The organism is Paenibacillus sp. FSL R5-0744 (assembly GCF_037972555.1).
Classification (GTDB): domain Bacteria; phylum Bacillota; class Bacilli; order Paenibacillales; family Paenibacillaceae; genus Paenibacillus_AQ.
Window position 1 is genome coordinate 5,918,872 of the sequence record NZ_CP150228.1, and the last position, 12,271, is coordinate 5,931,142.

Genomic DNA, 12,271 nt, shown 5'->3' on the forward strand with positions numbered 1-12,271 from the left:
TTTGTTATTCTACAACCCATTATATAGAGCAGTTCTTACATTCTAGTGACACACCAAAATATCCCCACAAAGCAGGGCCTCCCAATACATACTTTCTGTATATGTAAAAAAAGACTTGCCCATAATGGACAAGTCTCGTTGAATTACTAATCTAACTATTTAAGCTTATTTAAAAGCAGGCAACGCAATATCCGCATAGTTATCTTCAAGGAATTTCTTCACTTCTGGTCCGCTAATCCGTTTAGCTAGCTTCTGAATCGCATCAGAGTCCTTGTTGTCTTCACGCGCAACCAAGGTGATCGTGAATTCAGAATCCGCGCCTTCAGTAATCAGTGCATCTTTCTTTGGTGTCAATCCAAGCGGGCTGGCATAAGCCGGAGTCATTGCCACTAGATCTCCATCATCCAGCATACGGGCCAACATCAATAGATCCACTTCCTCAAACTTAAAGTTTTTTGGATTCTCAGTAATGTCTGCTTGTGTAGCCTTAATGCCTACACCTTCTTTTAGCTTAATCAAATCAGCTGCAGCGAACATTTGTAAAGAACGGCCGATATTTGAAGGGTCATTAGCCATTACTAGTGTTGCGCCTTCCGGCAGATCCGCAACATTCTTGTAACGCTTGGAGTATCCACCGTAAATAGCGTCGTAGACAGGCTGTACCTCTACTAGATTGGAGCCTTTGCTTTCATTAAACTGCTTCATATAAGGAACATGTTGGAAAAAGTTAGCATCTACCTCTTTATTCGCCAAAGCCTCATTAGGCTGTACATTGTCAGACAGCACAACGATTTCAAGATCAATGCCATCTTCCTTCAGAAGTGGCTTCACAATATCCAGAATTTCCGTCATTGGTGGAATCAAAGTAGCAATCTTTAATTTCGTTAGCTCATCGCTACCTTTTGCAGAATTGTTCTCGGCTGCTTTATTAGAGCCACAACCCGCTACGACCAATACCATTAACATAAGCACAACTATCATTGATTTTTTCATTACTACAACTAACCCCCAGTTTATATGTTTAACCATTTTGTATTACAAAATTTGATGTACGGGTTGAACGATTAACGTTTATCTAACAGCCGTGAGATCGTAGCTCCTGTGAATTGAACCAACTGAACCAATACAATCATCACAACAATCGCATAGATCATCACTTCAGTCTCAAAACGCTGATATCCGTAACGGATCGCAAAATCACCAACCCCGCCCCCTCCAACAACCCCCATTACGGTCGAGTAAGAGATAAAACTTATGGTGGAGGTAGTAAGTCCGAGCACTAGACCCGAACGAGCCTCTACATACAGAAACTTAAAGATCAACCCCAGCTTCGAGGCTCCCATAGACAACGCCGCTTCTATGACTCCTTTAGGAACCTCCAGCAAAGACTGCTCCACCAGACGAGAGTAATAAGCAATGGCAACAATGGATAACGGAACCGTGGCAGCCATTGTTCCAATCGCAGTTCCGACGAGGAAACGAGTGACCGGAATGAGTGCAACCACAAGCAGCAGGAATGGAAATGAACGGATAATATTTACGATGCTGTTGAGTACCAGTGACAATGTTTTATTCTCATAGAGCTGCCCTTTTCGGCAAAAAAACAATAACGTCCCGAGCGGAAGCCCCAGCAGCAGTGCGGCACCAACAGAAATACCGACCATTATAAAAGTTTCTCCGATAGATTCCCACATTTGTGCCTGATATTGAAGTACACTATCAAACATGCGTTTCCCCCGCTTTACCCAGAATTTGATCCCGGTAAGATCCAGTACGGACTGCAGCAGGCCGGAAATCACCATCTTGGCGTGAGAATGAATCTACGATTCGACCATTTTCCATCACCGATACGTGAGTGCATATGCTTTTGACAACATCCATCTCATGCGTAACAATCACTACCGTAACCCCAAGGCCCCCATTAATATGCTTCAGGACGTCTAGAATATCCGCAGTTGTTCCTGGATCTAGTGAGGATGTTGGTTCGTCACATAGCAATAGTCCTGGACTGTTCGAAAGCGCCCGGGCGATCGCCACACGTTGTCGCTGTCCTCCACTTAGCTGTGCGGGATATTGCTCTGCCTTATCAGCCAATCCGACAAAATCGAGACATTCCTTCACCCGCTTCATCCGTTCACGCTTCGGCACCCCCGCCAGTTCCAGAGGGATCGAAATGTTGCGGCTTACCGTGACGTTATTGACCAGATTGAATTGCTGAAAAATCATCCCAATCTTTTCCCTAGCTTTCCGTAGCTGTTTACTCGGCATTTCGGTTAAATTATGCCCTTCTACGGTAACTGTCCCTTGATCCGGCTTTTCCAGCAGATTAATCAATCGTAGCAGCGTGGATTTCCCTGCCCCGCTTTCACCAATAATCCCGTGAATCGATCCCTTCTTCACATCAAGCGATACATCATCTACCGCCTGATATGTGCCGTCCTTCAGCTTGAAACCTTTACTCACCCGACTCAGCGATAGGATTGCAAACTCCCCCTTCCTTTCCGTTTATTCTGAAACCTTCTAAGCCAAGGTTTGTACTATAATTATTTAAAAACTGTTTTACTAAAAATCTCTTTAAATAATAAGGCATTTTATGTTCTGTGTCATCATTTTTATTTTAGTAATATATCAGATTAAAAGGATTAAAGAATAAAAGCCCATTATATCGGACTATTTTCACGTGCTTATCTCCCAATAAATGACTGAGCTTAATCCCTCTTCAAATCAGGATTCTCCTGTTACCTAACTCCTAAACCCGCTGTTACATCTATTTCAAGAACTAGATCGCCACGAAAAAAAGGATGTCTAAGCTCGATAGCTTAAGACATCCTTTCATTCTTTTCGTAATCCTTGATCTAAGACTTTTCGGCAAGCTCTCCTCGAATCTTCAAGAAGACCTGATAGCTGCGCTCTGCGCATTCCGAAATCGCTATCGGATGAAACCCGGGTAGATCCGCATATAGCGTATCATGGAGCGGTTCAACCCACGAAGCCGGCAACACATTTGCTCCAAGCTTCGCTCCCATAATAGAACCCACTGTAGCACCATTACAGTCTGTATCCATTCCTCCGTAAACGGATGTAACGACCACTTTTTCAAAATCATTCCCGCCATAGACCAGCGAAGCAGCTACAAGAGCAGCATTATTATTGGTGTGCACCGCATCATAGTGGCTGAATGTATCCCAAATCTTACTTACCAACTCCCGCTCACTTTTGGCCTTCTGCGCAATATCTATACCTCGTAGAACGTCATTTGCCAGACGACTAGTACTAGGGATCTCACTAAGACCAATCTTAAGAATACGCTCGTTATCTTTTTCAGCAAAAGCAGCCGAAATCATCGCCGCATTAAACATCTCTCCATAGATCCCGTTCTTCACATGTGAAAAAGAAGCATCACGCCAGCCTAGCTCCGCCGCAAGCTCAGGATGGCCTGCTGCACCATACGCCAGTCCGTCTGCGCGTATAGCCGCACCGATCCACTCCCGGTATGGATTTAAGTGCATCCGCACTCTTTCCTGCCGCGCCAGCCAATCCGCAGGCTTCTCACCATGCAGATGAGACGTTTCCTGCGCAAAATTCATATACGACTGTGTCTCTGCCGTACATACCTGAGCATATGTCAGATGTTTATGCCAGAGCTTCCCGATATCCCAAGAATCCCAGTCCAGCCCCTTCTGCTCCAGCAGCATAAGGCCCAGTAACGTGTAACGAATATCATCATCGCTCTCCATAAACTTAATAGTCTCGCTGGTACTCGCATACGTCCAATCACTTAAGCCAAGACCATATTCTGCCTCTGCCCGTGAATGCCCAGGGGTATATCCAGTAATTGGCCATGCATCGGCACCACGGAACCACAGCTCAATATTCTCCCAACCCGGACGTCCATCTTTACCGTAGAGGTAGTCCCAATACTCCAATGGTTTGCCAAGTGCGCAACCGACGCTTCTACCTAGCCAAGCTCCGTAGAACTTATCTCTCCATTCTGCTTCGCTCCAGTCAGCCTCAAGCTTACGTGGACCTTCTGGACGAAGACGACGAATCTCCTCCAGTGAAGACGGCTCTTCATAAGGAAAGTCCTCAGTAACCGTGAGCTCCATCAACTCGTTGTATACTTGCATCAGCTTAATCTCATCGGCACCTGCAGCGGCTAGTTTATCCGCGAAGCCTTCAATCTTGCAGCCTTCTTCTCCACGCTGAACCAATTCAAACTGAACCGTCTCCTGAAGTCTCTCCCATCCTGCCATAGGTTAGTTCCCTTCAGCCGCAAGCAGCTCTTGATCTAGCTTTTCCAGTGAATCAAAAATCAACTTCATAAATGCTTCCCGGTCTACTCCCACCAGGACTTCTACATTCGCTGGGCGATCCGTCTTCTTTCGTTTGTCTGCAACCGTCATTCCCCGCGTCAGCTTACCTTCTGTCTCTACCGTTACATATAGATGCTCGGATTCAAACAGTTCTGGGTGCAAGAGCCAAGCTACGGCGCATGGATCATGCAGTGCACTACCGACATAGCCCATTTTCTTTCCGAAGATCGAATAGAAATCTAACAGCTCTCCGACCATAGTGGACACTGGCCCACGCTCTTTCAATGCTACGATCTCATCTTCGAAAATGGCAGCCTTATCGGTCACATCCAGACCACTCATCGTAATCGGAATACCCGATTCAAACACGATACGAGCAGCTTCAGGATCTACATAGATGTTAAACTCCGCAGTAGAGGTTACATTTCCATAAGAAATTCCTCCGCCCATCAGTGAAATCTTTTCAATTCTTTCCTTAATCTCTGGATAAGCAGTGATTAGCAGGGCGATATTTGTTAAAGGAGCCATCGGTACGAGCGTAATCTTCTCCTCCGAAGAACGGATAATATTCAGCATGAATTCCACAGCGCCTTCTTCTACAGGCCGGAATTTACTTGGTGGCAATAGTGGGCCGTCCATGCCTGATTCACCATGCGCTTCCTCACCTGTAACAAGCTTGCCGAACAGCGGACCCGCAGCCCCTTTGGCTACAGGAATATCAGCATTCACAAAGCTGATCACTTTAAGTGCGTTTTCTGTGATTTTATCGAGGATCTGGTTTCCACCAACCGTTGTAATCCCGCGCAGATCCAGCTTCTCCGAATTTGCTATTGCAAGCAGGATAGCGATTGCGTCATCATGCCCTGGATCGCAGTCAATAATAATAGGTGTTCGCATAGTCATTCACTCCTTAGTTGTATAAATCCTCGTTACTCTTATCGCTATTTCACTAGCGGGCTTTTAAGTTTTTTATTCTTTTTCCGTGTCTCAGATACGGCATAGATCACTAGTCCAATTACCGTTGCTACATAAGGAAGCGTCGCGATCAGTTCTGCAGGAATCTTCAAGACCTGTAGCGCATTCGACAAGGCGTCTGCCGTACCAAATAATAGAGAGGTCAGCGCCGTACCCACTGTCGTACTTCTCCCCATAGACTCTGCGGCAATCGCAATCCAGCCCCGACCAGCGATCATATCGCGAGTGAACAGTGACAGGTAACCCATCGACATGTAAGCTCCACCCAAACCAGCGAAAAATCCACTAAGCAGCAAAGCCATATACTGTATTTTCACAACACTTACTCCCACAGATTGAGCCGCATGTGGATTTTCACCCACTGAACGAATGCGCAGACCAAGCGGTGTACGGTTTAAGAGATAGTAGACAACAAACACAGCAATAATAGATACATACGTCAAAATGTGATGTCCTGATAGAATAGGCCCCAGCACCGGAATGTCCTTCAGTAAAGGAATCTCTACACTAGGTAGCACTTTACTCGCCAGAGAAGTAGAAGAACCCTTGTCTCCACTCAGCAGATAAAGAATAAACACGGTTCCTCCTGAAGCGAACATATTAATAGCTACACCGCCGAGAATGATATGTGTTTTAAATTTCAGTGTGAAAAAAGCTAATATTCCAGCGATCAGTGTTCCGGACATCACAGCCCCAAGTAAACCTACCCACGCACTATGCGTGTAGCTGCTTACAATGACACCGGCTAACGCCGCGACAAGCATGATGCCTTCCATACCAATGTTGATGATGCCAGCCCTATTAGAGATTAACGCTCCCAATGCGGCGAATAGAATCGGTGTCGTCACTCGAAGAACAGAAAACGCAAAGTCAGTCGTAAAAATTACATCAAACAAGCTATTCACGCTTCCTTCGCCTCCTTCAAGAGCATCCGATTTTTCCAGAACTTCAGAAATTGTTCAGCCGAAATCAGAAGAATGATAATCGCCTGTATAATAGAAATCATCTCTGAAGGTACATCCGATAGACGTGCCATCATGTCGGCTCCGATCCGGATATATGCAAGGAACAATGCAGCGCCGATTACGGATAGCGGATTATTCTTGGCTAACATCGCTACAAGAGCACCATCTAAGCCATAACCTGGTAACGATGTCCATTGGAATCGATTGTACATCCCTAGCACTTCTACGGAACCACCCATTCCCGCGATAAAACCAGCAATCAAGTGAACCAGTATAATAACCTTCGCGGTCTTCATGCCTGAATAACGTGCAAAGTTCCGGTTGATGCCTGTCATTCGCAGCTCATATCCCCATTTAGTCTTGTATAGGAATAAATGCGCTGCAATAATAAGCACGATAACGATAATAAGTCCGGTATGAATACGGGTGCCAGGTACCATTTTACTCAGCAGTGCCGTTTTCTCGAATTTGTAGGATACATTGGCAAATGCTTTTGCATCACGTAAGTGATAGTTCAGTAGATATAAACCTACTCCAAACAAAATATTATTGAACATCAAGGATGTAACGAGCTCATTAGCATTCCATTTGGCTTTGAGGATCCCGGGTATTGCCGAGAGCAACGCACCAACAATAGAACCCGCAGCAATAGCTACGATCGGATGAAGCCACCCGTCCAGCGTTAAATGAATAGCCAACACGGAAGTTACAACACCGGAGAAATAGAAAATCCCTTCAGCTCCCAAATTGAACATATTTGCCCGGAACAACAAGGAAACTGCTAGCCCAGTGAACATGAGCGGAATGGCCATCTCAATCACATTACCGATATGACCTTTACTGGATAGCGGCTCAAATAGGAATATCCCAATCGTCTTCACCGGCTGATTGCTGACCAATGAGATGATCAGAAAAGCAATAGCGAGTGCAATTACGATTACTGCCGATGTTCGAATGTATTCAAAATATTTTACTTTAAACATGATTTACGGCCCTCCTGATTTGCTCCTCGTCCTGTCGATGAATCCCTAGCATATAAAGCCCTAATTCTTCTTCACTAACCTTGGAAGGCTCCTCGAAAAAGGCAACAATCTTTCCTTCATACATCACTAGTAGACTATCGCTGATCTCCAAGATCTCATTTAAGTCTGCTGACACTAGCAAAATAGCGCAATCGTCTGAGCGCAGCTCCAACAGCTTTTGATGTATGAACTGCGCCGCGCCTATATCCACGCCCCGTGTCGGCTGCTCTGCAATAAGCAGTTGCGGTTCTGTAGAACACTCTCTAGCTACGACAACCTTCTGCATGTTACCACCTGATAACATACCTATTGGCTGAGAAGGTCCCGAACAGCGGACTTTAAATTCTTCTACAAGTGATACTGCAAGCTTGGCAATTCGTGATCCATTTAAAAAGGGGCCTTTATTCATAGCTTTTGTACGATACTGAGTGGACAGCAGATTATCCGCTATGCTCGCATCACTGGCTATCCCTTGATGCATCCGATCCTCTGGGATATAGGAAACGCCAAGCTGACGAATATTTAAAATATCCGATTCACGAATATCTTTTCCCTTCACTAGCACAGAGCCTTGGCTTGAGACCCCTCTTAGGCTACCCGTAAGAGCCTCAATGAGCTGTGTCTGCCCGTTTCCTTCTACACCAGCAATCCCGATAATTTGTCCCCCGCGTACCGCAAAGTTGATATCTGATAGCAACGCTTTGCCGTGTGCATCATTTACACCTAGACCTTGCACAATGAGTACCGGCTCGCCAATAGACAGAATCTCCTTGTCATATTTCAACACGACGTCTCTGCCCACCATAAGGCGTGAGATTTCTTGCTCCGTGACATCCTTCGTTTGGAAGACACCTTCACTACGTCCACTACGCATGATCGTAATTCTGTCACAGATCGCTTTAACTTCTTTCAACTTGTGTGAAATAAAAACAATCGTATGACCCTGCTCTCTTAACTGCTTAAGCTCCCGGAACAATTCCTCTGTTTCCTGTGGGGTCAACACTGCGGTCGGCTCATCCAGAACGAGGATTTTTGCACCACGCAGCAGCGCCTTCAGAATTTCAACCTTTTGCTTCATACCAACCGTGAGATCCTCCACTTTTGCTTTTGGATCCACTGCCAGATTGTATTTTTTCGCAGTCTCTTCGGTCATGCGTACAGCTTCTGCATAATTGATGCCAACGCCCTTACGAGGTTCCATGCCCAGCACCATGTTCTCTGCTACCGTAAAAGAAGGGACCAGCATAAAATGCTGGTGAACCATACCAATCCCTCTATCAATGGCATCCTGAGCAGATTGCAGCTTCACTTTTTCACCCTTGATAAAGATTTCACCTTCACTAGGCTCTTCCATGCCGAACATGATCTTCATTAAAGTTGATTTACCAGCGCCGTTCTCGCCCGCAATCGCATGAATTTCTCCCTCACTTAAAGAAAAATGCACGTCTTTATTTGCAACGACACCATTGGGATACACCTTGGTAATTCCCCGCATTTCCAGCAGAGCTTTGTTCATAGGTCTCAACGCCTTTCGACTTGGAGGTCTGCAAAAATATACAGCTGGAATTCTTCTAAAGAAGAATCTCCAACTGTAGGTTTATCACTTTATAGCTACACTTAAGGCTTAACTGCGTTACGAATGGCTTCTACTTCAGAGGTTTCCATTCCCATCGCGTTATCTACTGTAATTTCTTTATTGATCAGCTTTTGCTTCACTTCTTCAACTTTAGCCTGAAGATCGGCAGGGAAGATATTTTTATAGATCTCATTCTCTGCAATGCCTACACCATCATCTACAAAGCTCAACACATCACGTTTACCCATCTCAAGTGTACCGTCTTGTAATCTCTTCACGGCACCCAGAATAGCACTATCAATCTTTTTAATAGAAGAAGTAACGATCAAGTTTGCTTTTTCGCTATCTGTATCGTTAAGCAACATCGCCTGATCGGAGTCTACACCGATAGCATATTTCTTCTTCTCCTTAGCTGCGTCAAAGATTCCAAGACCTGTACCCCCAGCCACGTTAAAAATAACATCCACACCGGAGTTATATTGAATCAGCGAAAGCTCCTTACCTTTAGCCGGGTTAACGAAATCACCAGCATATGATACAGCGACCTTCACATCAGGATCAACATATTGAGCGCCCTGAATGTAGCCTACCAAGAAAGCGTTAATTCCTGGAATGTCCATGCCGCCTACAAAACCGATCACATTCTCAGGATTAGCATTTTCCATATCCGATTGTGTAGCTAGCGCCGCTACAGCACCTGCTAGAAAAGATACTTCATTTGTTGCATAAGACATGTTGTACATATTCTCTGGTGCTTCATCTATATCGGTATCATAGTTAATGAACTTTTTGTCAGGATATAATTCAGCCGTTGCATTAAACATCTCTGTAATTTCCGATCCACCAGAAATAATAACATCCCAGTCCTCAGCTGCGATATCGTTAAACGTAGGCTCCCATTTCGTTTTATCGACACCCATTTCTACAACTTTTGTTTCTGCACCCAGCTCATCCTTAACCTTTTGCAAACCGCTATTCGCAGAGTCAAAGAAAGATTTATCTCCAAGCGTTCCTGGAATCAGAAGTACAACTTTGAGTTTATCCCCTGAACCCGTTGCTCCACCTTCAGCTGCATTAGATCCTGCATTCGCGGAAGATCCATTACTCGACGTATTATTTCCACAGGCTGTGACCATTACCATTACTACTAGTAACAACAAAGAAAGAACTTTCTTTTTCATTTTTCTATTCCCCCTATTTATAGTTGGTTAGTAATTTGAGAGGTTCTCCTTCTTAGTCCGTTGTATATTTCACGATTTAGATGGAAACTCTCATTTTTCATGTAACATTGTCAAAATTTTAACGATTTTAACGAATACACTCAAAAAAAGAGATAAAATTATAATTTTTACGAATAATCCGACTAATTTCCGAACGAGATGGCCAGTCAGGTTGCTAATCTTCGGATTTACTGATACGATCATATCAAATATTAATGAAAATAATTATATGATTTCGGTCATGATTTTGTACGATTCGGCTAAAACATAATTATTGGAGGGTCATCATGGATCGTGTTCTATATATTGTAAATGCAGTACATGAGGTTAATACCTATATTCCACCACACCAGCATGAATGTTATGAACTAGTCTATTATTTAAACGGCTTAGGAACTACCAATGTAGGTTCGCGAAGTTATCATTTTCGTTCTTCTTCATTCGCGCTGATACCACCCAATCATAAACATGACGAGAACCATCGCGAGGATGCTACTATACTATTTGTAGGCTTCCATTCAAATCACCCAAATATGGAGAATTTGCAAGGCGTATATGAAGATGATAAAGACCATACTGTTCTACAGATCTTGCTTCGAATGAAAGCAGAGTTTACGCGCAAACAAGATGGATTCTCTGAACTATTGAACCTGCAAATGAGCGAAATCACTGTTCATCTGATACGGCTTCTTAGCGCCTCTGGGTTTCAATCACCAACGGAAGACAGAGTCCAATATGTTCTAAACTATATGAATGAGCATTACCGCCATAAGCTATCGGTCGCAACACTTTCTGAGATGTCTGGATACAGCTATGATCGTTTCCGCCATTTATTTAAAGAACGATTCGGTTCTTCACCTCTGCGCTATCTACTATTGAAACGTCTGGATTATGCAAAGTCTCTCTTGCAACATACCCAAATGCATATCTCTGAAGTATCAGCTGCTGCTGGGTTTGTGAATGACGCCCAATTCTGCAATATGTTTAAACGTGAAATTGGTCTCACCCCACGAGCATTCCGACTAAGCAGTCAATAAAACAACACTCCACACAAAAAGGCCGTTGATTAGAGACGCCTCTAATTCAACGGCTTAAGAATAAAAGCTCAAAAACAAAGAAAAAAGGTTTGTAAAGTTGCTTATACAAGCGACTTTACAAACCTTTTTGATATACCGGCGAGAGGACTCGAACCTCCACGGTTTCCCTCTCGATTTTGAGTCGAGCGCGTCTGCCATTCCGCCACGCCGGCACATATGAACTTAATGGAGGCGCCACCCAGATTTGAACTGGGGATAAAGCTTTTGCAGAGCTTTGCCTTACCACTTGGCTATGGCGCCATATGAAAACTTTGGAGCGGACGACGGGAATCGAACCCGCGACCCTCGCCTTGGCAAGGCGATGCTCTACCGCTGAGCCACGTCCGCATAAAATGGCTGGGGATATAGGATTTGAACCTATGCGTGACGGAGTCAAAGTCCGTTGCCTTACCGCTTGGCTAATCCCCAATAACATTTTAAAATAAAAGGGGCGACTGATGGGTCTCGAACCCACGAATGCCGGAACCACAATCCGGTGCGTTAACCACTTCGCCACAATCGCCATATTAAACTAATATTATTGCTGTTCTTCTTAAAGTAAATGGGGCGACCGATGGGACTTGAACCCACGAATGCCGGATCCACAAACCGGTGCGTTAACCCCTTCGCCACGACCGCCATATTAAACTTTAGAGAAAGACTTTAGATAAAGATTGGCAGGGGCAGCAGGAATTGAACCCACACCAACGGTTTTGGAGACCGTTGTTCTACCTTTAAACTATGCCCCTAAAAAAAATGGTGGGGGATGATGGATTCGAACCACCGAACACGTACGTGAGCAGATTTACAGTCTGATGCGTTTGGCCACTTCGCTAATCCCCCAAAGATGGTGCCGGCGAGAGGACTTGAACCCCCAACCTACTGATTACAAGTCAGTTGCTCTACCAATTGAGCTACACCGGCATATTAAGTTGTATACTATATGGTGGCTCGAGACGGATTCGAACCGCCGACACGAGGATTTTCAGTCCTCTGCTCTACCGACTGAGCTATCGAGCCAAGAAAATGGCGGAACCGACGAGATTCGAACTCGCGATCTCCTGCGTGACAGGCAGGCATGTTAGGCCAACTACACCACGGTTCCAAAAGATATAATTACTTGA

General features: G+C 44.7%; 10 protein-coding genes and 11 tRNA genes. 1 reads left to right on the top strand and 20 read right to left on the bottom strand.

Going from position 1 to position 12,271, the window contains the following annotated elements:
• Positions 1-165: 165 nt before the first annotated feature.
• From MKY19_RS26060 to MKY19_RS26100, 9 genes are all read right to left on the bottom strand, one after another.
• Entirely contained in the window at positions 166-993 is an 828-nt protein-coding gene (locus MKY19_RS26060) for a MetQ/NlpA family ABC transporter substrate-binding protein (protein WP_042191777.1), read from the bottom strand.
• A gap of 71 nt (positions 994-1,064) precedes the next feature.
• Positions 1,065-1,727, bottom strand: a complete 663-nt coding sequence (locus MKY19_RS26065) for a methionine ABC transporter permease (protein WP_339267174.1) — start codon at positions 1,725-1,727, stop codon at positions 1,065-1,067.
• Positions 1,720-2,481: an ATP-binding cassette domain-containing protein gene (locus MKY19_RS26070; RefSeq protein ID WP_076285323.1), complete on the bottom strand. Its 762-nt coding sequence runs from the start codon at positions 2,479-2,481 to the stop codon at positions 1,720-1,722. The genes MKY19_RS26065 and MKY19_RS26070 overlap by 8 nt, the downstream gene beginning before the upstream one ends.
• A 374-nt stretch (positions 2,482-2,855) precedes the next feature.
• Positions 2,856-4,253, bottom strand: a complete 1,398-nt coding sequence (locus MKY19_RS26075) for an ADP-ribosylglycohydrolase family protein (protein ID WP_339798591.1) — start codon at positions 4,251-4,253, stop codon at positions 2,856-2,858.
• A 3-nt stretch (positions 4,254-4,256) separates the two neighbouring features.
• Positions 4,257-5,210 carry a nucleoside hydrolase gene (locus MKY19_RS26080; RefSeq protein ID WP_076285325.1) on the bottom strand — a complete coding sequence of 318 codons (954 nt, stop codon included), beginning with the start codon at positions 5,208-5,210 and terminating at the stop codon, positions 4,257-4,259.
• Between the two features lie 44 nt (positions 5,211-5,254).
• Entirely contained in the window at positions 5,255-6,193 is a 939-nt protein-coding gene (locus MKY19_RS26085; protein WP_042131005.1) for an ABC transporter permease, read from the bottom strand.
• The gene (locus MKY19_RS26090; RefSeq protein ID WP_042131006.1) at positions 6,190-7,236 is read right to left on the bottom strand and encodes an ABC transporter permease; all 1,047 of its coding nucleotides are present in this window, start codon (positions 7,234-7,236) and stop codon (positions 6,190-6,192) included. The genes MKY19_RS26085 and MKY19_RS26090 overlap by 4 nt, the downstream gene beginning before the upstream one ends.
• Positions 7,229-8,791 carry an ABC transporter ATP-binding protein gene (locus MKY19_RS26095; protein ID WP_339798594.1) on the bottom strand — a complete coding sequence of 521 codons (1,563 nt, stop codon included), beginning with the start codon at positions 8,789-8,791 and terminating at the stop codon, positions 7,229-7,231. The genes MKY19_RS26090 and MKY19_RS26095 overlap by 8 nt, the downstream gene beginning before the upstream one ends.
• Before the next feature lie 101 nt (positions 8,792-8,892).
• Entirely contained in the window at positions 8,893-10,032 is a 1,140-nt protein-coding gene (locus tag MKY19_RS26100; RefSeq protein WP_076300396.1) for a BMP family ABC transporter substrate-binding protein, read from the bottom strand.
• 326 nt (positions 10,033-10,358) lie between these two features.
• Between MKY19_RS26100 and MKY19_RS26105 the strand changes: the two genes are divergently transcribed.
• Positions 10,359-11,108, top strand: a complete 750-nt coding sequence (locus MKY19_RS26105) for an AraC family transcriptional regulator (protein ID WP_339798596.1) — start codon at positions 10,359-10,361, stop codon at positions 11,106-11,108.
• Between the two features lie 133 nt (positions 11,109-11,241).
• Here the strand turns inward: MKY19_RS26105 and MKY19_RS26110 are convergent.
• The 11 genes from MKY19_RS26110 to MKY19_RS26160 all read right to left on the bottom strand — a co-directional run bounded on the left by MKY19_RS26110 (position 11,242) and on the right by MKY19_RS26160 (position 12,252).
• Positions 11,242-11,320, bottom strand: a tRNA-Leu gene (locus MKY19_RS26110).
• Between the two features lie 14 nt (positions 11,321-11,334).
• A tRNA-Cys gene (locus MKY19_RS26115) sits at positions 11,335-11,408 on the bottom strand.
• Between the two features lie 12 nt (positions 11,409-11,420).
• A tRNA-Gly gene (locus tag MKY19_RS26120) sits at positions 11,421-11,495 on the bottom strand.
• A 6-nt stretch (positions 11,496-11,501) separates the two neighbouring features.
• Positions 11,502-11,576: transfer RNA gene (locus MKY19_RS26125), tRNA-Gln, on the bottom strand.
• 21 nt (positions 11,577-11,597) lie between these two features.
• Positions 11,598-11,670: transfer RNA gene (locus MKY19_RS26130), tRNA-His, on the bottom strand.
• Between the two features lie 40 nt (positions 11,671-11,710).
• Positions 11,711-11,786: transfer RNA gene (locus tag MKY19_RS26135), tRNA-His, on the bottom strand.
• 36 nt (positions 11,787-11,822) lie between these two features.
• Positions 11,823-11,896, bottom strand: a tRNA-Trp gene (locus tag MKY19_RS26140).
• Positions 11,897-11,904: 8 nt separating this feature from the next.
• Positions 11,905-11,990, bottom strand: a tRNA-Tyr gene (locus tag MKY19_RS26145).
• A gap of 5 nt (positions 11,991-11,995) precedes the next feature.
• Positions 11,996-12,071, bottom strand: a tRNA-Thr gene (locus tag MKY19_RS26150).
• 20 nt (positions 12,072-12,091) lie between these two features.
• A tRNA-Phe gene (locus MKY19_RS26155) sits at positions 12,092-12,167 on the bottom strand.
• 7 nt (positions 12,168-12,174) lie between these two features.
• Positions 12,175-12,252 (bottom strand) — tRNA-Asp (locus MKY19_RS26160).
• Between the last annotated feature and the right edge of the window lie 19 nt (positions 12,253-12,271).

Excerpts from the sequence above, each read along its gene's own strand:
- MKY19_RS26060 (WP_042191777.1), bottom strand. The coding sequence starts at position 993 with ATGAAAAAATCAATGATAGTTGTGCTTATGTTAATGGTATTGGTCGTA.
- MKY19_RS26065 (WP_339267174.1), bottom strand. The coding sequence starts at position 1,727 with ATGTTTGATAGTGTACTTCAATATCAGGCACAAATGTGGGAATCTATC.
- MKY19_RS26075 (WP_339798591.1), bottom strand. The coding sequence starts at position 4,253 with ATGGCAGGATGGGAGAGACTTCAGGAGACGGTTCAGTTTGAATTGGTT.
- MKY19_RS26080 (WP_076285325.1), bottom strand. The coding sequence starts at position 5,210 with ATGCGAACACCTATTATTATTGACTGCGATCCAGGGCATGATGACGCA.
- MKY19_RS26090 (WP_042131006.1), bottom strand. The coding sequence starts at position 7,236 with ATGTTTAAAGTAAAATATTTTGAATACATTCGAACATCGGCAGTAATC.
- MKY19_RS26095 (WP_339798594.1), bottom strand. The coding sequence starts at position 8,791 with ATGAACAAAGCTCTGCTGGAAATGCGGGGAATTACCAAGGTGTATCCC.
- MKY19_RS26100 (WP_076300396.1), bottom strand. The coding sequence starts at position 10,032 with ATGAAAAAGAAAGTTCTTTCTTTGTTGTTACTAGTAGTAATGGTAATG.
- MKY19_RS26105 (WP_339798596.1), top strand. The coding sequence starts at position 10,359 with ATGGATCGTGTTCTATATATTGTAAATGCAGTACATGAGGTTAATACC.